The sequence below is a fragment of the Amycolatopsis sp. cmx-8-4 genome, from assembly GCF_046548675.1.
Classification (GTDB): Bacteria; Actinomycetota; Actinomycetes; order Mycobacteriales; family Pseudonocardiaceae; genus Amycolatopsis.
This window is the reverse complement of record NZ_JAEBDZ010000028.1, coordinates 94710-117488: the sequence shown is the minus strand read 5'-3', so window position 1 is coordinate 117488 and position 22779 is coordinate 94710. Positions and strand designations below refer to the sequence as shown.

Below are 22779 nucleotides of genomic sequence, written 5' to 3'. Positions count from 1 at the left end.
AACTACAGTCCACGACGCGGCCACCGCGTCCTCTTCGAGATCCAACACACCTTGAAGTCGATCACGCGGTGGCCGCCTTCATGACAACGACACGCCGCAAGGTCACACACTGCGGCTGCCGTACTAGCAAGAAGGCGATCACCTCGGCGATCTCCTCAGGCCTAGCGTGCCGACCGAGGATTCGCTCCGCCCGGTCGATCGCGGAGTTGCCCATGCTGGCCTTGAAGTCATTAAGTATGTCCGTGTCAACCGGTCCCGGACTCACACAATTCACGCGAACCCCTCTGCCTACGACTTCTGCAGCCAAGTTGCCACTCCACACCGAGACCGCACGCTTTGAGATGCGGTATGCCTGGCCCCCAGTCAGAGGGTGCTCGCGGAGCCATTTAGCCAGGTCATCGCCGCTGCGTAGGTTGAGGAGCCGTTGTTGTGCAAATTCAGGCAGGGCGCCGTAGCCTGCGGAGATTGAGGAGACGTTGACCACAGAGCAACCGCGAGACATGCGCGTCAGCAGGGAGCGCGTTAGCCGCATTGGCGCAAGCAGATTAGTCGCGAGTACCTGAACTGGGTCGGCCGTGCCCGGCAGACCGGCGACGTTCGCCAGTCCACCGATCTCGGCTGGCAACCCTGCAATCACCGAAGCAAGGCCATATTCGTCCGCTATGTCGACCTCGACATACTGCACGCTTCGAACAGGACAGGGTTGTCGATCAAGCACCACTACGTCGACGCCGCGCTTCACGAGCAGCTGCACTAGGGCCAGACCGATCCCCGCCGAGCCACCGGTCACGATCATGCGCCGTCGCCGTAGGTTGTTCGTGCCCCGGTCGGTCATCGTAGTGGTCGGCTTTCGTGTATGTGATTGAGGTCACCTAATATTCGCAGCCCAGGTCATCTTCGTTACTGCCGGTTCTTTGCGTTCGGCGCAGAGAGCCCTATTGGTACAAGACTGACCGGCACAGCGAGCATGGTTAACGACACCACCCGGAGCCGGCGGATTCTCTATCGTCGCAGTTCAGTGACCTGAAGGCTGGATCGACCAACACCGAGGGAGCAGGAGTACGAGTGCCTCTAGCTCCACGCCGCAAAGAGACCCCCTCCGTCAAGCACGACGCACGCTCATGGTTCCCCTTTATGTCAAGGGGCGGCCGTGGCCGGGGGTAGGCTGGTCGTTGGCAGGTTCGGGTTGTGGCTTGTCCGAAGGGCCGGTGTCCGGGGTCAGGCCGGTCACGCTGGATTGCAGAGTCGTCCCCGAGTGCCCTCCCGAACCTGCCGTCTCACGCCGCTTCTGATCGGCGAGCATGCGGGCGTAGACGACGTTCGACAAGCGTCGTTTGAGGGCCCGCATCGCTTCCATCGACGTCTTGCCCGCGGCTTTCTTGCCATCGAAATAGACGCGGCCGGCGGTGGAATTACGGAGCTGGACGACGCCCATGATGTGCAGGGTCCGATTGATCCGGCGATTACCGGCACGAGACAAACGATGCCGTTGCTGCTCGCCGGACGAGGCGTCCAGCGGTGCGGTGCCATTCCAGGACGCGAATCGATCCCGGTTTCCGAACCGGTGGATGTCGCCGACGTCGGCCAGGAGCCGCGCGGCGCCGGACGGGCCGATGCCGTGCAGGTCCAGCAGCGTGGATCCGCGGGCGATCACCAGCTCGCGAAGATCCTTGTCGGCGGCCTTGGACTTCTTGTCGATCGTCTTGAGTTCGGTGATCAACTCGACGATCAGACGGCGGCGGGTCTTGCCCACGATATCCCGCGGTTTGACCGTCGCCACGAGCGCACGGGCCTGTGTCGCGGACAGGAACTTCTTCGCACCGCCGGGAAACAGCTCCAGCAGCAGCCGGTGAAGACGGTTGACGGTCTGAGTCCTGGCGCGACCGAGCTCGTCACGGCGATCAACGAGCATGCCCAGTACGACCAGCTCAGGATCGGCCTGGACTCGGACCAGGTTCGGTGCGCGCAACGCGGCCAAGGCGACGGAGTGCGCGTCGACGGGGTCGGTCTTGCGGCCGTTGCCCGTGGCGAACACCCGCACCTGCGCCGACAACTTCGCCGGCACGTCCAGCACCATCTCACCGTCATGGACCAGCCGGTGGGCGATATGCCGGCCGACGCCGTTACAAGCTTCCACTGCCCATACCCGCTCGGTGAACCGACGCCCGGCCGACAGCATTTCCGTATAGCCGAGCTGGTCAGTGCCGAACTTCCCGACCGTGACCATGTCACCGCGTTCGTTGATCACCTCGATCGTGGCCGAACGCTTATGCGGATCCATCCCGATAATCATCGGCATGCGGTTCTCCTTGCCTCGACGTGACGAGGTCAGCAAGGAGGGCACCGCTACTTCGAGCAGAACAAACCCCTTTTCAGCCACTCCTCGCGCGGTGCTCGGCGAGACGCATGCCATGAGAGAGCCACGCCAATGCCACCGGCGGGCAGCCGCAATGTGGGAGCGACTCACCGAGCACCTGAACCAGAGTCTGGCCGGACCTGGTCCTGCCGCCCAGTCTCAAGTAGCCGCGAGCAGTGAGCTGTCCTCGCCTTGATCGTTGACAGCCAGCTGACAGGCAGGACCGCCCAGGCACTTAGAGTCGATGGGTGGACGATGCTTCGGTGCGGATGGCGTTCTTGGTCGCGAGGGCGGCCGAACGCTGCGGTTGCTTCGAGCCGGGCGACTGGCCGGATGTCGCGGCCAGCCTGCTGTGGGAAGGCGACGAGGATCCGGAGATCGCCGAGCTGGCCGGAACGCCGCCGCTTGGTGACGACCCAGCACTACCGAATACAGTCAGCTGTCGGGGCGTGGGCTACTTCTTCACCAGGTGACATCCGGTGGTCAGGGACATCACGGTGTTCTTTCCCGACCCGACTGACAGCTGTGCGCCCAGTTGGTCAGTGAGGTTGAGCTCGGCGTCGTCGGCGTGCTGTGTGTCGAGGGCCACGGTGGTGAATCCGTGCCCGCCCGCGACCTCCCGCACGACACGTTTCACCTGGTCCCAAGAGGACAGAAGGGATGTCGGTGCGGACCATCGGGACAGGAACTTCTTGCTGGCCTCTTGTTCGGTCAGGTCCGGAAACTGCGGTGCGCAGCCGCCGAACTCGGCCGAGTTGGGCTCCTCGGTCCACTGCGCGACCCCGAAGTCCGCGGTGAGGCGCTCCCGGATCGAGACCCGGAGCTTCTCGTAGCCGGCGATGGCTTCGTTCAGCGTCGGCCGGGTCGCGAGCTGGGCCTGCTGTTGTTGCTTCGACATCGAGGGTCCCGTGGGTTGAGGATCAAGGTACTCATGGCCGTCGCTGCACCCGGCCAGCAGCACGGCGCCGGTCAGTGCCGCGGCGAGGGGCCATGCTCGTGACAACACGTGGTCAACTTTCTAGTGGGCGGGGACGGTGAGCTGTGGCTTGCCAGCGACGATCGCGGCGATGTTGTGCTTGCTGGTGCTGTCGACCCCTTCGGGTGTGGTGCGGGTGTATTCGCTGTGTCCGTGCGAGGACGCGAGTGGGGTGCCGTCCGGTCCGGTGGCCGCGTCGGCCGACAGCTGTGTCATCCCGTCCATCGCGTATGGAGCTCGACCGTAGCGCCAGGTCTCCGGTACCCATTGGGCGACGGGATCGCCGTCGGCCGTGATGTTGTAGGCGTGGCCTTCGGGGACTTTGAGGTCGGCGGCGGTGTTGTCGATCCCGAAGTGGTCCGCGATGCCGGGGGAGCCGAACACGACGGCGTCGTCGACTCCGGTGCCGCTGTGGGTCAGGCTGACGCCGGTCACGATGGAGCCTTGGGAGTGCCCGAGTGCGGTGAAGTGCGGGTCGGTCGGGCGGGAGGCGTTGATGCCTTGGTCGAACTTCGCGAGCTTGTCCCCGCCGATGTCGGCGTTCTCGCCGGTGATCAGGCCGAGCATCGAGTTCGAGTCGTCGAAGCTGGACGGTTCGTAGCCGATCCAGGTGACGGTGGCGACGTTCGACATGTCGCCGGCGCGGCGCAGCATGTCTTCGGCGCTGTGGCGGACGCCTTGCATGTCGTTGACGTAGCCGTTCATGTTGCCCATGACGGTGGAGTTCATGCCGGGGGTGAACACGGCGACGTGCTGGGCGGTGTCGACGTCGCCGTTGGCGATCGCGGCCTTCGGGTGGTCGCCGGTCATGTCCAGCGACATCAGTTGCCGGTTGGGGTTGAGGCTGCCGTCGGGGTTGTGCATCATCCCGGTGATCGAGTCGAGGGCCTTCAGCCGCTCTTCGATGCGGGCGATCTCGTCGGTGTCGCCGTTGTCGTGTTTGAGCCGGTCGAGGTCGGCGGTGAAGGCGCGTTTCTCCTGGTCGAGCAGGTTCAGGTTGGCTGTGCTGCGGTCGGCGGCTTTGACGCCGTCGCGGTTGCCGACCCAGTCCGGGTGATCGGCGATCAGGCGTTGCCGTTGCCCGTCGGAGAGGGCGGCCCACCAGGCGGCGTTCATCGACGGGTCGGTGTCGACGGGTGGAGGAGCGAGGATCGAGAGGGCCGCGTTGGCGGCGCCGGAGTTGCCGGCCGCGGCGAGGCTGGTGTTCTCGTTGTCGTTGGAGGTGGCGTCGATGACGTGCCCGGACTGGATCTTGTCCAGGACCGCGCACAGGTCGTTGTCGATGTCGGTGGCTTGCCGCAGGACCTCTTCGACCCGGTCTTTGAGCTCTTCGGCGAGGCGGGTGCGTTCTTCGGCTACGAGCTGCTGTTGTTCGGCCGGAACTCCGGTGACGCCGTTGTCGATGACGGCGCCGTCGGCGGCGATGGTGAAGTGGTTGCTCGCGGCGATCGCTTCGGCTTCCTGGGCGCCGTTCTGGACGCCGGAGATCGCGTCGCCGGTGTCGGCGGCCGCGCGGCGCAGGGCGGCGATGTCGGCGGCGTATTCCTCGAGGCCGTCGATGATCTGGTTCACCTCGCCGGTGGCGGCGCCTGCGGCGGTGCCGTGCCAGCCGTCGGGGGTGTTGATGTCGCGCAGGTCGTCGGAGCAGGCGACCAGCTTGTTGTAGGCGGCGTTGATCGCCCCGACGGCGTTCTGGAGTGCGGCCGGGTTCCAACGGGTGGCCTCGGCCCAGGTGACCATCAGGTGGCCTTCACCGGACCCGAGGCGCGGGTGGTGAGGTCGGCCGCGGCTGCGGACTCCTGACGGACGTAGCGGTCGGCTGCTTGGGCCATGTTGCCTGCGTGGGTGTCGAGCCGGGCTTCGAACCCGGTCTCGCGTTGCACGAGAGCGTGTTTGACCTGGGCCATCGTCAGCGCTGCTCGTGACCCTGGCATCCCTAGATCACCTGTGGGCACCGTGGCTGCGCAGTCGGCGCCCCGCAGCCCCTCCGCTACGTGCGCGGCAGCTTGGCCGGTGCTGCGGATGTTGTCGATCACCACCTGGTACCCCGAGCTCACAAGGCCTCCCCGTCGTTGGTAACCACCCGGTCACACTACGACAGCGCCGCCGATGGGCTCAACCCTGTTGCGTGGGCCATGAGCTGCGGAAACGGGATCGAGCCGATTTACCTGTACTGTCAGCGGCCAGTGAATACTCCCCATAGGCGGCCAGATATGGCCCCGCTGATGGCCACCGGGTTCCCCGTGGACGGCCAGATATCTCCCCGGTAGACAGTCCGGGATGTCGTGCGGCGAGGCTGCACGGCGTGAAGAGCAGCAGGGAGATCATGGAGATCCTCGAGGCATATGACCTCACGGGGAGTTACCGCGCGGCGGCCGAACTGGCCGGGTGCGACCACCACACAGTCGCGCGGTATGTGGCCCTGCGGGCGGGCGGCGAGAGCCCAGTCGCGCGGGAGCACCGACTTCGCCCGATCGACGAGTACCTGCCCAAGATCGAAGAGCTGGTGGTGCGATCGAACGGGAAGGTCCGCGCGGACGTGGTGCATCGGCGGATCACTGCGATGGGTTTCACCGGTGGTGAACGCACCACTCGCCGGGTGGTCGCGCAGGTCAAGCAGCGGCTGCGGGTGGGACAGCGGCGGGTGTTCCGGCCGTGGGTCGTGGAGCCGGGCCTGTGGTTGCAGTGGGATTGGGGCCACGGCCCGAAAATCGGTGGTCGGCAGACCCAGTTGTGGTGCGCGTGGCTGGCGTGGTCACGGTTCCGGGTGGTGATCCCGGTGATGGACAAGACCCTCCCGACGATCGTGGCCTGCCTGGACACCACGCTGCGGCGGATCGGGGGTGTTCCGACGTATGCGTTGACCGACAACGAAAAGACGGTGTCGGTGGACCATGTCGCCTCGATCGCGGTCCGCAACCCCGACATCGTCGAGGTCGGCCGGCACTACGGGTTGACGATCCGCACCTGCGTCCCGGCGGACCCGCAGACCAAGGGCGGCTCGGAGGCGACGGTGCGGATCGCGAAGGCGGATCTGGTCCCCACCGACACCAACCTGCTCGAGGCCTACCACAGCTTCGGCGACCTGGAGGCCGCCTGCCGCGAGTTCTGCGAACAGGTCAACGACCGGCCTCACCGCGAGACGAACCGCCGTCCGGTCGAGGCACTCGCGGAAGAGCAGACGAGGCTGCATCCCTTGACCCGCAGGCCGTTCACCGTCGCGTTCGGCACCACCCGCCGGGTCAACTGGGACGGCACCGTCTCGGTCGAAGGGGTGCGGTATTCGGTGCCGCACCCGCTGGTCGACACCAGAGTCTGGGTCCGTTTCCACGGCGATGACCTGATCGTGACCGCGGTCGACGAGAACGGCCCGGCCGAGGTCGCCCGGCACGCTCGCTCGACACCGGGAAACCCGTCGATCCAGGACGAGCACTACCCGCCGCGCGCTGATCACCACGGCGACCGCGTTCCGCGGGCCACGTCGCCGGAGGAAGCCGCGTTCCTCGCGCTGGGCAGCGGCGCGGCGGCCTGGCTGACCGAGGCCGCGGCCGACGGCGTCCGGCGGATCCGCCCGAAGATGGCCGAAGCGGTCACCCTGGCCAAGCTGCACCCGGCCACGGAGGTCGACCAGGCGCTCGGGATCGCGGCGATCGCCGGGCGGTTCGCCGAGAACGACCTGATCCGCATCCTGACCCACCACACCGGCCGCGACACCACCGAACCCTCGCGGGCCAGTGAGGACCACAGCCTGCAGCCGGGCACCTCCGCCTGGTCGAACTTCGGCCTCCCTGCCAGCGACAATGACCCTGAAAGTGACCTGTGATGACCTCTGGACTCCGTGTCGCCGGCTCCGCCGGCGACCCACTTGCCGAAGCTGTCGCGTTGACGAAACGGCTGAAACTGCCGCACCTGCGGCGCGCGTTGACCGACCTGATCCCGACCGCGAAGGCGCAACGCTGGGACCCGGCCGAGGTCGTGCGGGTGCTGCTGGCCGAGGAAGCAGCCGGGCGGGACGCGGCGAACCTGCGGACCCGCCGCAAACGCGCCGCGTTCCCCGCGGGCAAGACCTTCGGCGACTGGGACGAGCAAGCCTCCTCCATCGCCCGCCCGACCCAGGACTCACTGAAAACGCTGGAATGGGTGCGGAACAAGGAAAATCTCTGCATCTGCGGCCCGTCCGGAACCGGAAAATCGCACTTCTGCGAGGCGCTCGGGCAGGCCGCGATCGAGGCCGGGCTGACCGTCGCGTGGTTCACCATCGAAGACCTCGGCGCGCTGGTCCGCCGGCACCGGGTCGACGACTCCATCACCCGCGCCCTGGCCCGGCTGATCCGCACCGACCTGATCATCATCGACGACATCGGGCTGCTGCCGGTCAGCCCCGACGCCGCCGAAGGGTTCTACCGCTTGGTCGACGCCGCCTACGAACGACGCGCGCTGGCCGTCAGCTCGAACCTGCACCCCTCCGGGTTCGACGAGATCATGCCGAAAACCTTGGCCACCGCCACGGTCGACCGGCTCCTGCACCATGCCCACGTCGTCGTCACCCAAGGTGACAGCTTCCGCCTCGCCCAAGCCACCTCCGGTCAGGGGGTGAGACCGCTGCACTGACCACCAGCTCCACTAGGCGGGGAAGTATCTGGCCGCCGTTGGGGAGATCCAACTGGCCGCCAGCGGGGAGAACATCTGGCCGCCTACGGGGAGAACAAACTGGCCATTGACACTGTACCCGATCGAGTAGTTCTACTCAGCCCGATCGGAGCCCGGATCCGCATCGCTCGGCGGCGTCGGAAGGGAACGGATCCGGGACCCGAGCTGTTCCAGCCGCTCGGCCAGGCGATCGGCTGTCGGCGGAACAGTCCCGTCGGCGAGCCCTTGCCGGAGGACGTCCGCGCCCAGCTGCAAGTCGCGTGCCGCGGCTTCGGGTGAGACGGTGTCGTCCTCTTGTGAGGTCGAGCCGACGTGGAGCACGGCGAGTATCCAGGCCACGGCGGAGATCGCCAGCGATCGAGGCCTCTGAAGTAGGTCAACGGGTTGTATGCACACGGTGGTGAATCTCCGCTCGGGCGCAGGTGATCAGGGCAGGTTGCGGAGTCCGTCGAGGACCCGCTGCAAGAGCTCTTGTGGTGGTGGAACCAGGTGACTCCGCGCCGACCGAGGCGCGGCGTCGGTTCGTGGGTCGCGTGCCGGTGGGGACGGTCGCGATCGGCGGCGAGCGTTGTCGGCGAGTTGAAGGGCCGGCCGCGATCGCGACTGGAGCGGACATCGTGGCGAGCACGACCGTCATCGACAGGGTCGCGTCTGAAGGCGCCATGCTGAGGAGGATCTTGAAAGCACGTCGGGCCTTTCAGGAGTTTGCTGCGGTCAGTGGATGCTGGAGGAGTGCCGGTCAGGGCCAAGGGTTGTCGGTGCGGCCGCTGCGCAACCACTGCGCGGTCTTCGTGTAGTGCTTCAGAGATATCTTGTTGGTGAGGAACGCGACGCCTCGCTGGTGTTTTACGACGACGGCGATAGCGCCAGTGTGACCTTCGTACAGCGTGAACGGCTCGACCAGACCGGTCGAACAGTAGGACGCCGGAACGACGCTGATGGAAATGGGCATCAGTTTTGACACGGTCGCCACTTCCTCGATCTGGTTGTAGAGCACCTCCGGGGAGCAGACGCCGGGTCGCGTGGCGGCTTCGCCGAGAAGGAACGAATGCAGAGGTTCTGATACGCCCGTCGGTCGGGTGCAAGCTGCTGCCGGGATGAACCCCTTCACGGCGGGATCGCCCTCGGGCAACCCTGATTTCTGGATTGCATCGGAGTATTCGGCGGAGCGCAGTGTCCTCGGGAACAAACTTGGCGACCATTCGAACACGTGCCTTGACAACTGTTCGAAGGCGGCGCGCAGCAGGTTCTCGTCGCGCCCGGACGGGTCGAGGAAGTCGGGCTCGTTGCCGTGGTCTGCGATTTCGAGGATGTGGTTCAGTGTTTCAATGGGGGCTCCGATTATGCCGAGGAGATAAGCCACCAGTGTGATGTTCTGTCGGCGGCCGCCGGTCTCGAGCCCGGACAGTTTGGATGCGCTGATTTTCGCCATCCTGGCCACGTGGCGAAGGCTGAGGCCCCGCTGTTCGCGGATTTTGCGGAGCGTGTGTGCGACCGCGATGACTGCCGGCCGGGGCGTCTCTATGGACATGGTGCGAGGCTGTTCCGTTCTGGTCGTGGATTTGCGCGGTAAAGCACTTCGAGCTACGTCGGCAACCCGACCCGCTACGCGGTCGGCGGGCGCGCGCATGTCCGGGCCTCGCCGCTCAGGAGGGCGAGCTGCCAGGAACTCCTGCGGGTGAGTGCGCGGGCTGGATCCGGCTGACGGCCGCGACCACGAGGGGCGCGGCGTCGTGCGGGGCGCATGGACCCTCAGGCCACCAGGCGTCGACCTGGACGATGCCTGGTGGCAGCAGACAGGTGCCTTTGAACATGGCTTCGATCTCACCGAGGGTGGCGACGGTGCCGCGGCCGAGGGCGCTCGTCCGGAGGCTGTCCTCCAGCGCCGTGGCGACGGCCTTGAGTTCGGCGGACTCGGGTTCGAAGAGGTGGGTCAAGGCCAAGAACGAGCCGGCGGGCAAGGCCGCAACATGGGCCTGGACAACGTCCACCACGTCGGAGCGTGCTCCGCCGTGGAACGACAAGACACCGCCGAGAAGCAACCCGATCGGGCGGGCCGGTGCGGTGGCCAGCTCTTTGCGCAGGGAGATCCACATCCTGGCCGGGTCGAGCGGGTTCGTCTCTACGACCAGGACGTTGTTCGAGCGATCTTCGGAAATGGCGCGCAGAACGGCGGCCGCGAGCGGGTCGTGTTCGACGTAGGTGACCGCCGCCGATGGGTTGGCCCGGCGGACGACGTGATGGAGATCGTCGGCGCGAGGGCCAGGAAGGGCCACCCCGGCGATGACGAGCTGGTTCACGTACCCGGCGAGGTAGCGGGCGACCCGCAGGTGGGCGGCTTGCTCGGAGGTGAAGACGTAACCGATGTCCTCGGAGACAGCTTCGAGGTGACGTCGAGTTTCGAGCTCGATGCCGTGGGCGTCCTTCCCGTAGAGAAAGGCGTCGTACAGGTAGGGCAGGTTCGCCCTTGTCAAGTCGGTTCCGACGGGCCTCTTCCACGCCTGTGCCCGTTCAGGCGTTCGAGACATGGGCTGTGCTCTCCGAGAGGAGGCTTCCACGATGCGGCGCCCAAGCTTCGGGATCACGTGGCAGGGGGCACGTGATGGGCGGAAAGCCGCGATGCGTCGGGGAGTCGAAGAACGTAGCGACGACTGCGGCCCGGTGGACCGCTCTTGGCGGTGCCGGCGAGGACGCGAGCATCGGCTGTACGGAACCTTCGGTATGACCGCGGGCCGACCGGTCCGGCTGCGCCGCCCGGCTTTGTGTCGGTCCCGATGACAGACCGTCGGCTGGTTGCGCGTAGTGCGGGAGACTGGTGACTGAGGTGCGCACACCGAGGTGGGCGTGCCGACCATGCGGCCGGGCGAATCGCGCCCATGACCACCAAGCGCAGAGCGCGAGTGCGACCAAGCCGACAGCGCAACCGCACAGCACTCCGGCGACTTCTGTCGCGTCGGTATCGGATCCCACGTACCGCTCCTTGATCTTTCCGTCGAACCTGCGCTCATGAGACCGTGGTCAGCGGCTTCGGGGGAGATGACATTCGGTGACACGGGAGGATGCGGTGGCGTTGGGACGGCGGGTGACGATCACTGGAACGCGCTCCATCGTCGAGCCGGACCTGGAGCGGGTCGATTCGCTTTTCGAGGCTTACCTGCGACCGTTCGCGGACGCCGACGCGCGCTTCCACGTCGGAGGCGCCGTCGGCATCGACACTGCCGCGTTGACCTGGCTCTGCGAGCGGACGGCCTCCGAGCTGTGCGTCGTCGTTCCGTGCACGGTGGCCGATCAACCGGCGCAGGCCGTGGACGCGATCCGTGCCTGGCGCCAAGCGGGCCGCCTGGCTGACGTCGTCGAACTCCGTGCCGGTGCTCTCGGTACCGCCGCATACCACGCTCGGAACCGATGGATGGTGGACCGTAGCGAACTGGTGATTGGCTTTCCGCGCGGCAACAATCAGGCCAGGGGTACCTGGTATACGCTCAATTACGCGGCTGAACAGGGCAAACCGCGTTTGGTCGTTCCTCTTTGACCTCGTCGAATGGTGTACTGGATACCGTGACTACAGGCAGGCAGACCGGGGCGCGCCTTCTGCGCCGCCTGCGCGTTTCGCGCGGCTGGTCGTGGGCCGATTTAGCGCGTGCACTGCAGGATTCCGCGCGCCGGCTGGGGATGGTCTCGCTGGCGGCTAGCCAGCGATCGAGCATCCGGCGTGCCGTGGCCCGGTGGGAGAGCGTCGACGACGGAACCGTTCCGGGCGAGCGCTACCAGGTTGTCCTGGCATACATCTACGCCTGTACGCCGGCGGGACAGGTCCAACTGGGGCCGGGGTCGGACTTTGAACTCCTCCTGGAGGCGTTCCGGTATTTCGACGTGCCGTCGCCGCGGATTCAGGAAATCGTCGAGGTGATCGCTGCCTGTGTAGGGGCGGAGGGGCCCGAATTGGCGATGCTGCTGCAGCCCGCCGCTCGTGCGGGCTTGGCTGCAGCTGAACGGGAGCGATCGAATCTCGACGAGGTGATTCCAAGTCTGCGGGACGCGGTTGTTTCGATCGACCGACAGGTGGGCGTGCAGCCATTTGTCAGGTTGCAGCTGCAGCTCGCTCCCGTTGTCGACGCGTGTCGGCTCCTCAGCGCGCAGTCCGGTAAAAGCCTTGCGGATTTGTCGACACTGGCGGCTGCGACTTTCGCGCTCGCCGCCCGTCTGGCCTTCGAGACGCGTGACGACGAGATGGCGATGGGCTTCTACTCGGAGGCGACCCAAGCCGCCGGTGATCTGAAGGATCGGAGCTTCCGCGCGATGATCCGGACGAGCCACACCATGGTGACGCTCCACGCGACAGGCGACCATCAGCTGGCACGAGAGATCGCCAGGGCGGCGACCGTCGATGCCCATCGAGGTTCGAGTTATGCCGTCCGCGCGCGTGCTCACGCAGTGCACGCCGAAATCAACGCTCGCGCCGGCCAGGCGAAGGAAGCGGCCGAGGCAATCGGCCGAGCGTGGACGACTGTCGACCAGCTCTCCCTGGATGATCCGCACCAGGGGTTCGACGGTGAGCGGCTCCGGGGGTTCGCCGGCTTGTGCGCACTCCACGCGGGCGATGCCGACCAGGCGCATGGCAGTCTTGAACGTTCGCTCGAATCGTTGAGGACGTCACGGGACGCCGTGCAGAGCGGCATCGTGACCTCGGACCTGGCGCTGGCGCGGTTGAAGCTGGGCGACCCGCGCGCGTGCGCCGCGGACCTGCATGACGCCATCGACGTCGCGTCGGCGACAGGAGGTCGTGTGGCTACCCAGCGAGTTCGTCTCGTACGTCAGGCGCTCCGGCCCTGGCGAGCCGAGGACTTCGTCGCTGACCTCGATGACCACCTGCACGACGCGTTGATCGGCCGCTGACCAGCCCACGACGCGAACCACAGAGGCAGTCCAACGAGCGCGAGCGAGCGCTCGGGCAGTTCAGTTGTGCTTGAGCATGATCGAATCGGCGCAGCGATCTCGTAACGCGGGCCGTCCGCCAAGAGACTCTGGAGCGGAGCCGGACGTTCCCCGGGATCGCTGCGGAACGTTGCTGGCACACGAGCGCATTGGTCTTCCGCTGAACCGAGGAGCCGTCATGCCTTCCCAATCCCGGCTCGTAGCGCTCGTCACCGTGCTTACGGTCCTTGCCGGCTGTTCGAGCGGAGAAACCGCAGCGCCCGTCGCCACCCCGGCTGCGGCAGCAGTCTCGCCGTTCGCCGTGCCCGATCCGGCCCCGACGACACTGGACAAGAACACCCCGGTCGGTCCCGACGGCGCCTCGGTCCAGGTCGGCACGGCACAGGTGACGGTCCCGGCGGGGGCGGTCACCGCAGAAACGTCGATCCACGTCCCCGAGACCGCGGCGATCGACCGGCAGCTGGCCGAGCTCTACGGCCAGCCAGTCGGCGTGCAGCACGACGCGCCCTTGCAGAAGCCCGTCAGCGTGCGGTGGAGCCTGCCGCCGATGTCCGACGTCCAGCGTGCCTCGCTCGTCCTCGTGCATTGGAACGAGGGTGATCGGGCGTGGGAGCCGCGACCGGACCGGCAGTTCCGACTCGAGGGTGACGTCCTGTCGGCCGAGCTGACGGAGTTCTCCTTCTGGGATTGGGTCGCGAACGCCGGACAGACGGTCGGCGAGATCACCGGCGCCCGCAAGGACGGCCCGAAGTGCGGGGGAGCCGCGTTGCCGCCGTGGGTCCGCGGCGTCGTCGACCCCGACGAAGGGACCTCGGCCGCGGCAGTGCGGGTGTGCTTCGAGCCGGACCACGATGACCTCGTCACGGTGCGAGTCGTCAACAATCGGCCGTTCACCCAGCAGCTGATGATGTCCTCCGGCAACCAGAGCTGGGCGTGGACGTGGCCCGGCCCCGGCGGGCAGGACGTCGCGGCCGCCGTCTACGAGGCGGCCCGGGCCGCCTTCGACAGCAAGACGTCCTATCTGCTGCCACCACTGACCGAGGTCGCAGTGGGAGTCGATCGTCCTGCCGAGCCAGGCCCGATTTTCATCGGGGCCACTGCCAAGGTCACCCGAGTTACCGTGTTGACCGACGTCGTCCGGTTCGCCATGGACCAAGTCAACGTCGGCGGCTTCGACAACCCGCTGCTCACCGCGTTCGTCCAAGCTGTCTACGAATGCGGCGGCAAGCAGCTGCTCAACCGACATAAGGCCGCGGTCGAGGGGCGGTGGGCTACCTGCATGCGGTTCTTCGCCGGTCCGAAGCTCCTCGTGATCGACGAACTTGGCTACTTACCGCTGCCTGGCGACGGGGCGTCGGCGTTGTTCCAGGTGGTCAATCAGCGCTACCTGAAGTCGTCCACGATCTTGACGACAAACGTCGGGATTGCTGACTGGGCAACAGCTTTCGGTGACGCCACGGTCGCCGCGGCGATGCTGGATCGGTTGCTGCATCGGGCGACGGTGGTCGGCATCGACGGACCATCTTACCGGTTGAGGTCGCACCAGGACACCTCTGACAAGCTGCGCAAGGCGGTGAACGCGCGTGTCTCCTAACGCTATCGCCAAGACCTGCCCGATCTGCTGGGACGCGTTCATCGCGACCGGACGCCAGGCCAAGACCCGCGTCTACTGCTCACGGGAGTGCAAACGCACCGCCGCTGCCCGCCGGGAGGTTGAACGCACCAGCAGCTCGGTCAGGGCTTTCGGGCAGCCGCCTGCGGCGGCCGCCTCGGCCCCGGCGCCCGCGCCGCTGCCGCAGCTCGCGGCGCAACGCGACTGCCCGCACTGCGGCGGCCAGGTGAGCATCGTCGCGTTGCTGACCACACCGGAAGTGGCACGTCCCAAGATCCCGATCACTGCACCTGAAGGAGTGATCGCACTTCGCCGCTGACAACGGTTATGCTGCTCTCCTCAGCTGGGGAATTTCAGCGAGTACCCCTGAGGAGTTTCACCGAGCCCCGTCAGAAGCCATTGGCCGATCGCAGCCTCGGCTCTTGCCCTCCGCATTTGAATCCGGCGAGCTGCTACGGCCGGGTCCAACCGCCCTCGTCGAGCCGTTCGCTTGCAGGCGGCCGGCCGCTCCGCCGAGGAGGCTCAGCGCGCGTTGGCTGTTGTTAGAAATGTCACGCAGCCTGTCGCGATGGGCGATCCGTCCGACGTTGAACTGGTCTGCCCCGCAGCAGGTGCAACAGCTACGTTCAAGACGACTAGGGCGGGACGTTCGTCTCCTGCTCGACCCAGCAGGTGAGTTCGCCTGCGTCGGAGCGTCTGCGGTGAGCTCGGTCGAATCTGTCTTGCCGGTTAATTCGACGCTGTGGTCCCAGGGATTGCCGCTCCGTATATATGAGGCCGTGCGCGCCGTAGCGCCTCGAGCGTCCGGGTTAACTCGTTCGATCGCCGTCGTCGTAGTGGGCTGAGTGGGTGAATCGAATTGCGACATTCAGTCGGCCGTGGCTGCTGCCGTTGAGTACTCGCGAAGGGGTTCTTTCGGGGTGTCATGGGTGATGGTGCCTGATTTTGTCGCGTCGACAGGGTAGACAGAGAGTCGCTGTACATCCGGGGGTGGTGTGGTTGAACGGCGTCAGCGAGTTCGGACGCGGACGGTCGGCGGCGGATTCAGGTGATGAACACGTCGGCGGTCAGGGGGTCCGTGGTGTTGATGTCGCAAGGGCTGGGGCGCACGCCGAATCGCCCGGCATGCCGAGTCAGCAGGGGACCGCTGATCGAAATGCGCCAGCTCATGGCGTCGGTGCCATGCCGCAGGTGGTGTCACTGACAAGCCACCCTCGGCAACTGCCGCCGCCACCCGCCCACTTCCGCAGTCGTGTCGATGAGCTCGCGGACCTGGACCGACTGTTCGTGGACTCCGGCAGGACTGCCTCACGGGCCGCTGTGACGGTGGTTGTCGGTCCCGGCGGTGTCGGCAAGACCGCGCTGGTAGTGACATGGGCCGCTGGGCAGGGACATCGTTTTCCCGACGGGCAGCTTTACGCCGACCTGCGCGGGTTCTCTGCTGGTACCGCGGTGGCGCCTGAGGAGATCCTGGGGATGTTTCTGCGGGCGTTGGGGGTGGATGCAGAGAACGTGCCGATCGAGTTGGCTGAGCAGATGGGGCTGTACCGGACGATGACTACGGGTCGCCGGCTGCTGGTGGTGCTGGACAACGCTATCTCCACGGCGCAGGTTCGCCCGCTGATTCCGCCGTCGGCCGGGTGCGTGGTGCTGGTGACCAGCAGACTTCGTCTGGATGGTTTGCTCGCTGACGGGGCGCGGTTCGTGGAGGTCTCGCCGCTGCCGCGCGACGACGCGGTCGCGCTGCTGGCCGCCGTGCTGGGTGACGACCGGGCGAGTGACGAGCCGGAGGCGGTCGTAGAGCTGGCCCGGCTGTGCGGCAGTTTCCCGATTACGTTGCGGGTGGTGGCGGCGAAGCTGGCTGCGCACCCTCGGTGGCCGGTCTCGCGCGTGCTGGATCAGCTCCGGAACGAGCGGTCCCGGTTGATGACCTTGTCGCGGCTGGCCGGGACGGAGGAGTCGGTGATCGCGACATTCGACTGGTCGTATCGCGAACTGCCCGCGTACGTGGCGGCGGTGTATCGGTTGATGGCTGAGCTGCCGGCGTCGGAGTTCGGGCCGGGGCTTGCCGCTGCGGTTGCGGAGCTGTCTGAGCAGGATGTGACTGAGGCGTTGCAGGTTCTGGTCGATGCGAGTCTGCTCGAGGAGATCGATCTCGACCGCTATCGTTTTCATGACCTGGTGAGGCTGCACGGTCGCGCGCAGCGTGAGGATGACGGTCGCTTCGAGGTCATCCCGCGCGCCGCCACGTGGTATCTGCGAGAGCTGACGCGGGCGAACCTCGTGGTCATCCCGATGCGTTGGCGGGTCAGCCCGGTCGCTGAGCAGTTGCGGGATCTGCCCGCGGCGTTTGCCTCGGATGAGGTGGCGCTGGCCTGGCTGACGGCGGAGCTGCCGAATGTGCTGGAGGTCTTGGAGGCAGCTGTTGCCGACCATCGTGATGAGCTGGCATGGCAGCTGTGCGAGGCACTGTGGGAGCTGATGCTGTACCGCAAGCACTACCCGGAGTGGGTGCGCTCGCACGAACTGGGGATTGCTGCCGCTCAGCGGTGTCGCAATCGGGTGGCGGAGTCTCGGCTGCGTTACCAGCTGGGGCGGGCGTATCTGGACCTGGGCCAGCTGGATCCAGCGGAGCGGGAGTCGCGCTGGGCTGCCGATCTGGCGCGTGGTGTGCAGGATCAGCGCAACGAGTCCGCGGCCTTGGAACAGCTGGGGGTGATCGCGCAAGGCCGCGGCGATGTTGAGCTTGCGGTGGTGGTGTTCACCGACAGCCTCCGTATCGAGGAGGAGCTGGGGATCGATCGCGGGGTCGCGGCGCGGCACCGCCGCATCGGTGAGGTGCTGTTGCAGGCCGGGCGGGATGCGGGGGCAGCGCGGCATCTGGAGGCGGCTCACGCGCTGTTCGCCGAATTGGGTGATGAGAAAGGGGTGGCCCGGGTGGCGCTTGGGCTGGCCCGGATCGCGGCGCGATCCGGGCGGCCCGAAGTGGCGGTGCGGCGCCTGGAGCAGGCACGTGGGGTTCTCGGCCGGTCGCGGTCAGCGGTGTATGAGGCCGAGGTGCTGATCGCCCTGGCGGAGGTCGCTGAAGGCGACGACCAGGCCGCGAGGGCGCGGGACTATCTGGGTGAGGCGGTCGAGCTGCTGGCCGACATTGGTGGTGCTCAGCTGGAACGTGCGCAGGCCAGGTTGTCTGCTCTGGATGCGGCGGACTGAGTCGAGTCGGCGCAGGCGCCGGCCGCTCACGGACCACAGGTAAGCGGCGACCGCGCCGAGTTCGGTGTCGATGTTCTCGGCTAGCGCGGTGTCTCCGTGGCAGTCACCGATCAGGCATTGTCCGTCGGCTAGTGGGACCGTCGCGATGCTGAGGCCGGGGAGCCGGCTGAAGGTGGCGGCCAGGGCCGCACGTCCGTCGGCGAAGCATCGTTGCTGCGCGCCGACCAGGACGTCGGCCAGTGTTTCCCGGCGCTGATCGGTGGCGGGTCCGGCGAGTAGGACGGTGCTGTGACCGTCGCCGAGCTCGTAGTGCCAGCTGGTCAGCGTGCTGGCTGTCGTTGCAGTGGCGTAGATGTCGGTGCGGTGTGTGCGGGCACTCATGCTGGCACCGGTTTAGGCAGCGGCATGGGGGAGACGGGTACAGCGTGGCCAGGTTCGGGGATGTTGAGCAGTCCGTACATCGTGCGCCGCAGAATCTGGCCGGCTTGGCCGGGCTGAGAGCTGAGCAGCCGGCGGATACGAGTGGGCAGCCCCGTGGTGTCGCGCGCGTGGTCGGCGGCTCGTAGCTGGGGGATGAGCGGCCGCCTGGGGTCCCAATGGGGAGTGTGTTCGGCGAGCACCGCGGCGGGGGTGCCCGGCAGCAGGGGCTGGTCGGGGTTGTGATCGAGCAGGACCGACGCGCCGGCGGCGGCGCCGTAGGTGGTGACGGATCCGTAGTCACCGATGACGTGGTCGGCGGCGACCAGAGCGGCGCGCCAGCCTTCCTCCGGGGGAAGGAGCACGAGTCCGGCGCGGAGGGCCCCGGCGAGCCAGGAGCGGATCTGCCAGGGGCTGTGGTGGGACCAGATCTGTGGGTGCAGGGCGCCGACGACACGGTAGCGCTCGCGGGGGAGGGCGGCGATGACTCGGTCGAACAGGTCGGGGTGACGGCCGAAGGCCGAGCGTGGTGACCAGGTAGAGGTGACCAGGACGATGTGCTGGTCGTCGGCAGCGCCGAGCGCACGTCGGTAGTGATCTTGGTAGGGGAGGCTGGCGGTGAGGCGGTCGAGGGCGATGTCGCCTGCGACGACTGCGGTGTTGAGGGCGGGCGGGCAGACTTTCGCGAGCAGGTCGCGTTCGCGTTCGTGGACCAGGATGATCGCCTCGGCCCGCGTCCGGCCTTCGCGCATCAGCTGGTCGGGGCCGAGGCCGGTGCGTAGCCGGGATCGTGGGCCGTCGGTGGCGCCGGGCGGGCTCCAGGTGCGGTACTGGCCGAACCCGCCGCCGTGCGGGACGAGCATGGCCGGGGCAGTGAGGTCGTCGATGCCGCGGGTGCTGCCGGCAAGGACGAGGTTGAACGTGCTGCGGCGGGCCTGGGGCCAGGGCAGCACGATCCCGCCTTGGGCGTGGAGAAAGTCGTGATTGGCCTGCCAGTTCTCGTCGGCTTCGGGGTTGGTGAACACGACCTGGACGCGGTGGTCGGCCTCCAGAAGCGGTAGCAGGTCCAGCAGACGGGTGCCGGCCACGATGTGTGGTACGAGCACCAGTACGGATTTCGTGTCGCGGCGCGTGGCGAAGTGCTGATCGGCGGGCCCGACCGGGCTGCGTACCCATCTGGTGTCCGTCATATCGTGGTCCTCCCTCGTGTCCTGTATCTGTCCACAGCATGAGGAAAGAAGTAGTGAAAGTGCTTTGGGCCTGCTGTTCTGCTTCTTGACAATTGATCAACAATGATCGTCAGTCCGTGGTGTACACATCTGTGACCTGGTCGTTCGGATGGATGAATGCGAAAATGGGTGGTGGGAGAGTGGGTTGGCGACACGGTTCGTCACGGGGGAAGGGGCTGGCATGGAAATCGGTTTCGGAATTCTTGGGCAAACGGCCTTGCTTATGCACGGGAATGTGGACGTGAACCCGGTGAGCCCTCGGCCGATGAAGGTGCTGGCGGCTCTGTTGACGGCGCCGAACCGCCGCCTGTCTGTGGATGTGGTGGTGGATTGGGTGTGGGCGGAGCACGAGAGTCCGCCGCAAGGAGCGCTGGCAACGTTGCACCAGTACGGTGCGCGGTTGCGTCAGGTGTTCCAGGCGAAGCGGGTGTCGGCCCAGATCAGCGTCGGAAAATCGGGGTGTCAGCTGGATGTCGATGAGTTGCTGATCGACTACAAGCAATTCCGGGTGATGATGGCGAGGGCGCGGACCTTCGCCGACCGGGGGGATCACGATCGTGCGCACGTGGAGGCGTTGGCGGCGGTGCGGTTGTGGAGAGACGAGCCGTTGGCGGATTTGCGGACTGGCCCAGCCGATGAGTGGCGAGTGCGGTGGGCTCGCAACGACTGGGTGCCGGCGAATGCGTTCGTCGTTGCCCAGCAGCTGTTGGTGGGGCAGGCGGAGTTGGCGCTGACGCGGCTGGAGGAGATGGATCGCGCGCACCCAATGGAGCTGAGTCTGGTGAAGCTGCGGGTGCGGGCGTTGATTGCAGCCGGCCGCGGCCTGGAAGCGACGGATTACTTCCGCAGGATGCGCAACGAGTTTCAGGAGATCGGGGATTTCCGCGCGGCGGACGACCTTCTTGTCCTCTACGACGAGGTGACGCGCTCGGGGGCTCAGCTGTTCCCGCCGGTGGCGCGCTCAGCTTCAGTGGGGGATGCCGACTCGGTGGAAGATCGCACGTTCTCGGCCGATGGCACTGTGGGCGCGGGGAGGTTGATGCATGTGCCCCCCGACGTCGACGGGGTCGTGGGGCGAGAAGCGACCTTCGGGGAGCTCGACGCGTTCACCACTGACTCGGCGGGTATGCCACGTTCGGCAGTGGTGATGCTGACCGGCGGCCCCGGGGTCGGAAAGACCACGGTCGCGCTGCGGTGGGCGCATCAGGCGAGTGGTCGTTACCCGCAGGGAGTGGTGTTGCTGGACCTGCGTGGCGACGGGCAGACAGCTGGTTCGTCAGCCGACGATGTCGTCGAGACGCTGCTGGAGTTGCTGGATGTCCCGGTGGATCAGATCGTGTCGCCGGTCGCGCGCGCGGCGCGGCTGACGCGGCTGCTGGCCCAGCGGCGGATGCTGGTGGTGCTGGACAATGTGGCGCGCACCGAGCAGGTGGAGCCGTTGCTGCGCGTGCTGGTGGGCTGCACCGTGGTGATTGTGGCACGCCAGCGGCTCTCGACGTTGCTGGCCGCGCGCAGGATCCCGGTCGTGACAGTCTCGCCGCTGTCGATGACAGCGGCGCACGCGCTGCTGGAACGCCGGATCGGGCCGCGGACCCGGCAGGATGTTCCCGGCGCCATGGGCCTGGTGCAGCTGTGTCAGGGCAACGCACTTGCGTTGACGCTTGTTGCCGAGCGTGCCGCTGCGCGTTCGGGAATGCGCTTGGTGACCCTTGTTGAGGCGTTGCGGGACGCGGACATGCTGTTGGACTTGGGCGACGAGGGTGACTGGCCGGGCCGGAGCCTGCGCTCGGCCTTCACGTTGTCATTTCAGGCATTGGGTGAGGCTGAGCGGCGAGTATTTGCGTTGCTGGGGTTGCATCCGGGGATCGAGTTGACGAGTGAGGCTGTTGCGGCGGCGGACGGGCGTGTTGTCGGGGAAGTGCGAAGGTCGCTGGATGTGTTGGTGTCGGCGCACTTGATCGAGCAACCGAGCGACATGGATCGGTACCGGATGCACGATCTGCTGCAGCTGTATGCGAGATCGCTGGCGTGGCAGCTGCCGGACGTGAAGGTCTTGCGTCGACGGATGGTGGAGTTCTATGTGGTGACGGCGTTCGAGGCGCATCGGATGGTGTATCCGGGTAAAGATCGTCCGGAGATGCCGCCGGTCGATGAGGGCGTCGTGGCAGCGAGGCTGGGCAGCGTGGCCGTTGCGCGGCAGTGGTTTCTGCGCGAGCGCAGTACCTTGACTGCCGCTGTTGGCGTCGCGGCCGAGGCCGGGCTGGACGCGATCGTCTACACGTTGCCGTCGCTGACCGCGGACGTGTTCGATCGGCATGGTTACTACCACGACATCATCACCGGATTCATGATTGCCGCGTCGACGGCGGCGAGGTCCGGAAATATCTATGCCGAGGCATCGAGTTTGAACGATCTGGGCCAGGTATTGCTGTTGATGGGGCAGGATTCGGAGGCGGAGCCGTATCTGGAGGTGGCGTTGCGGCTGGTGGACGCGCACGACATCGGCATCGGGCGGGTGACGGTGCGGCTGAATCTGGCGCGGCGGCATCTGCACGCGGGCCGAGTGGACCAAGCGGTGGAGACATCTCGGGAGGCGTTGCTGGCGGCGCGGTCGTTGGGGGAGCCGGAGCGGTGTGGTGCGGCGTTGCATCGGCTGGCGGATGCGTTGCTGGAGCAGGGCGGGCAGCAGGACAAGGCGCTTGAGCTGTATTGGGAGGCGCTGCATGTGCGCCAGCGGATCGATGATGTTCCGGGCCGGATCCTCACCCACATCGCGTTGGGGGATCTGCTGAGGCGGCTCGAGCAGTTCGGGGCGGCAGATGAGCAGTGTCGGCTGGCTTCGGGTCTGGTTAATGAGAGTCAGCATCTGCCGGCTGTCATGAAGCTGAACACGGTGTTGGCTCGGTTGCGGCATGCGCAAGGCCAGGACCGGGTCGCGTTGCAGCACGCCGATCGGGCAGTTCTGTTGGCGGATAGGTCGCGCCATGCAACTGGGCGTGGGCGGGCCTTGGATACGCTTGCGCAGATCTTGCTGGACCGTGGGAACGTCGATGACGCACGGTCGTTGTGGGAGCAGGCGGCGATGCTGTTCCGTGGTCGGGAGCGGGTCGCGCAGGCTGAGCGGATCGAGGGGTTGCTGGCTCAGTTGGAGTCGCGGGTGGTGCCGCCGGCGCGGGAGGGTGAACGTGACACGGTGGCGATTCCGTCGCCACGCCTGGCGCAGTCGGATGACGAGGGGCCGTCACGCCGGCGGGAGTTGCGGGACGAGGAGTGGCTGGGGTAGCCGGGTAGGGGAGACGCGGATTGGACTTTCTGTCCACCGTGGACGTCGCCACGGTATCGACGGCGAGCGCTGACCGGGTGAGCTCTGCTGCGGGCCGTAGCCCGGGTG

The 22779-nt window shown here is 66.8% G+C and carries 17 protein-coding genes; 9 read left to right on the top strand and 8 right to left on the bottom strand.

All coding sequences use genetic code 11. From position 1 onward, the window contains the following. Positions 1–61: 61 nt before the first annotated feature. Positions 62–796, bottom strand: a complete 735-nt coding sequence (locus ACLJQZ_RS39460; RefSeq protein WP_410625717.1) for an SDR family oxidoreductase — start codon at positions 794–796, stop codon at positions 62–64. Between the two features lie 336 nt (positions 797–1132). Further along, the gene (locus tag ACLJQZ_RS39455; protein ID WP_410625715.1) at positions 1133–2380 is read right to left on the bottom strand and encodes an IS110 family transposase; all 1248 of its coding nucleotides are present in this window, start codon (positions 2378–2380) and stop codon (positions 1133–1135) included. Positions 2381–2604: 224 nt separating this feature from the next. On the opposite strand from ACLJQZ_RS39455, the gene ACLJQZ_RS39450 reads away from it, so the two are divergent. Then, the gene (locus ACLJQZ_RS39450; protein ID WP_410625713.1) at positions 2605–2829 is read left to right on the top strand and encodes a hypothetical protein; all 225 of its coding nucleotides are present in this window, start codon (positions 2605–2607) and stop codon (positions 2827–2829) included. On the opposite strand, the gene ACLJQZ_RS39445 is transcribed toward ACLJQZ_RS39450, so the two are convergent. Genes ACLJQZ_RS39445 through ACLJQZ_RS39435 form a run of 3 tightly spaced genes read right to left on the bottom strand, consistent with a single transcriptional unit; the run spans position 2811 to position 5371 of the window. Beyond that, positions 2811–3317, bottom strand: a complete 507-nt coding sequence (locus ACLJQZ_RS39445) for an LppA family lipoprotein (protein ID WP_410625712.1) — start codon at positions 3315–3317, stop codon at positions 2811–2813. The two genes, ACLJQZ_RS39450 and ACLJQZ_RS39445, sit on opposite strands and share 19 nt — an antisense overlap. Before the next feature lie 57 nt (positions 3318–3374). Next, a complete protein-coding gene (locus ACLJQZ_RS39440; RefSeq protein ID WP_410625710.1) occupies positions 3375–5072 on the bottom strand; it encodes an alpha/beta hydrolase in 1698 nt (565 codons plus the stop codon). Continuing rightward, positions 5072–5371: a hypothetical protein gene (locus tag ACLJQZ_RS39435; RefSeq protein ID WP_410625709.1), complete on the bottom strand. Its 300-nt coding sequence runs from the start codon at positions 5369–5371 to the stop codon at positions 5072–5074. The genes ACLJQZ_RS39440 and ACLJQZ_RS39435 overlap by 1 nt, the downstream gene beginning before the upstream one ends. 266 nt (positions 5372–5637) lie before the next feature. Here ACLJQZ_RS39435 and istA point away from each other — a divergent pair, with 266 nt between their 5' ends. After that, entirely contained in the window at positions 5638–7155 is a 1518-nt protein-coding gene (istA, locus tag ACLJQZ_RS39430) for an IS21 family transposase (protein WP_410625707.1), read from the top strand. Positions 7156–7214: 59 nt separating this feature from the next. Continuing rightward, positions 7215–7943, top strand: coding sequence for an IS21-like element helper ATPase IstB (gene istB / locus ACLJQZ_RS39425; RefSeq protein WP_329057901.1), 729 nt, complete (start codon positions 7215–7217; stop codon positions 7941–7943). Between the two features lie 778 nt (positions 7944–8721). Here the strand turns inward: istB and ACLJQZ_RS39420 are convergent. Both ACLJQZ_RS39420 and ACLJQZ_RS39415 read right to left on the bottom strand, forming a co-directional pair. Continuing rightward, the gene (locus ACLJQZ_RS39420) at positions 8722–9513 is read right to left on the bottom strand and encodes a Scr1 family TA system antitoxin-like transcriptional regulator (RefSeq protein ID WP_410625704.1); all 792 of its coding nucleotides are present in this window, start codon (positions 9511–9513) and stop codon (positions 8722–8724) included. Between the two features lie 115 nt (positions 9514–9628). Continuing rightward, a complete protein-coding gene (locus tag ACLJQZ_RS39415; RefSeq protein WP_410625703.1) occupies positions 9629–10456 on the bottom strand; it encodes an SAM-dependent methyltransferase in 828 nt (275 codons plus the stop codon). Between the two features lie 572 nt (positions 10457–11028). Here ACLJQZ_RS39415 and ACLJQZ_RS39410 point away from each other — a divergent pair. From ACLJQZ_RS39410 to ACLJQZ_RS39390, 5 genes are all read left to right on the top strand, one after another. Next, entirely contained in the window at positions 11029–11514 is a 486-nt protein-coding gene (locus tag ACLJQZ_RS39410; protein ID WP_410625701.1) for a hypothetical protein, read from the top strand. 26 nt (positions 11515–11540) lie between these two features. Further along, positions 11541–12878: a hypothetical protein gene (locus ACLJQZ_RS39405; RefSeq protein ID WP_410625699.1), complete on the top strand. Its 1338-nt coding sequence runs from the start codon at positions 11541–11543 to the stop codon at positions 12876–12878. 217 nt (positions 12879–13095) lie between these two features. Continuing rightward, a complete protein-coding gene (locus ACLJQZ_RS39400; RefSeq protein ID WP_410625698.1) occupies positions 13096–14511 on the top strand; it encodes an ATP-binding protein in 1416 nt (471 codons plus the stop codon). Then, a complete protein-coding gene (locus ACLJQZ_RS39395) occupies positions 14501–14848 on the top strand; it encodes a hypothetical protein (protein ID WP_410625696.1) in 348 nt (115 codons plus the stop codon). Before ACLJQZ_RS39400 ends, ACLJQZ_RS39395 begins: the two co-directional genes overlap by 11 nt. Positions 14849–15711: 863 nt before the next feature. Continuing rightward, positions 15712–17742, top strand: a complete 2031-nt coding sequence (locus ACLJQZ_RS39390) for a tetratricopeptide repeat protein (protein ID WP_410625694.1) — start codon at positions 15712–15714, stop codon at positions 17740–17742. A 377-nt stretch (positions 17743–18119) separates the two neighbouring features. Here ACLJQZ_RS39390 and ACLJQZ_RS39385 read toward each other — a convergent pair whose 3' ends face one another. Beyond that, positions 18120–19349, bottom strand: coding sequence for a hypothetical protein (locus ACLJQZ_RS39385; RefSeq protein WP_410625693.1), 1230 nt, complete (start codon positions 19347–19349; stop codon positions 18120–18122). A 220-nt stretch (positions 19350–19569) separates the two neighbouring features. On the opposite strand from ACLJQZ_RS39385, the gene ACLJQZ_RS39380 reads away from it, so the two are divergent. Beyond that, positions 19570–22671 (top strand): AfsR/SARP family transcriptional regulator, encoded by a 3102-nt coding sequence (locus ACLJQZ_RS39380; RefSeq protein ID WP_410625691.1) that lies wholly within the window; start codon positions 19570–19572, stop codon positions 22669–22671. The last annotated feature ends 108 nt before the right edge of the window (positions 22672–22779 follow it).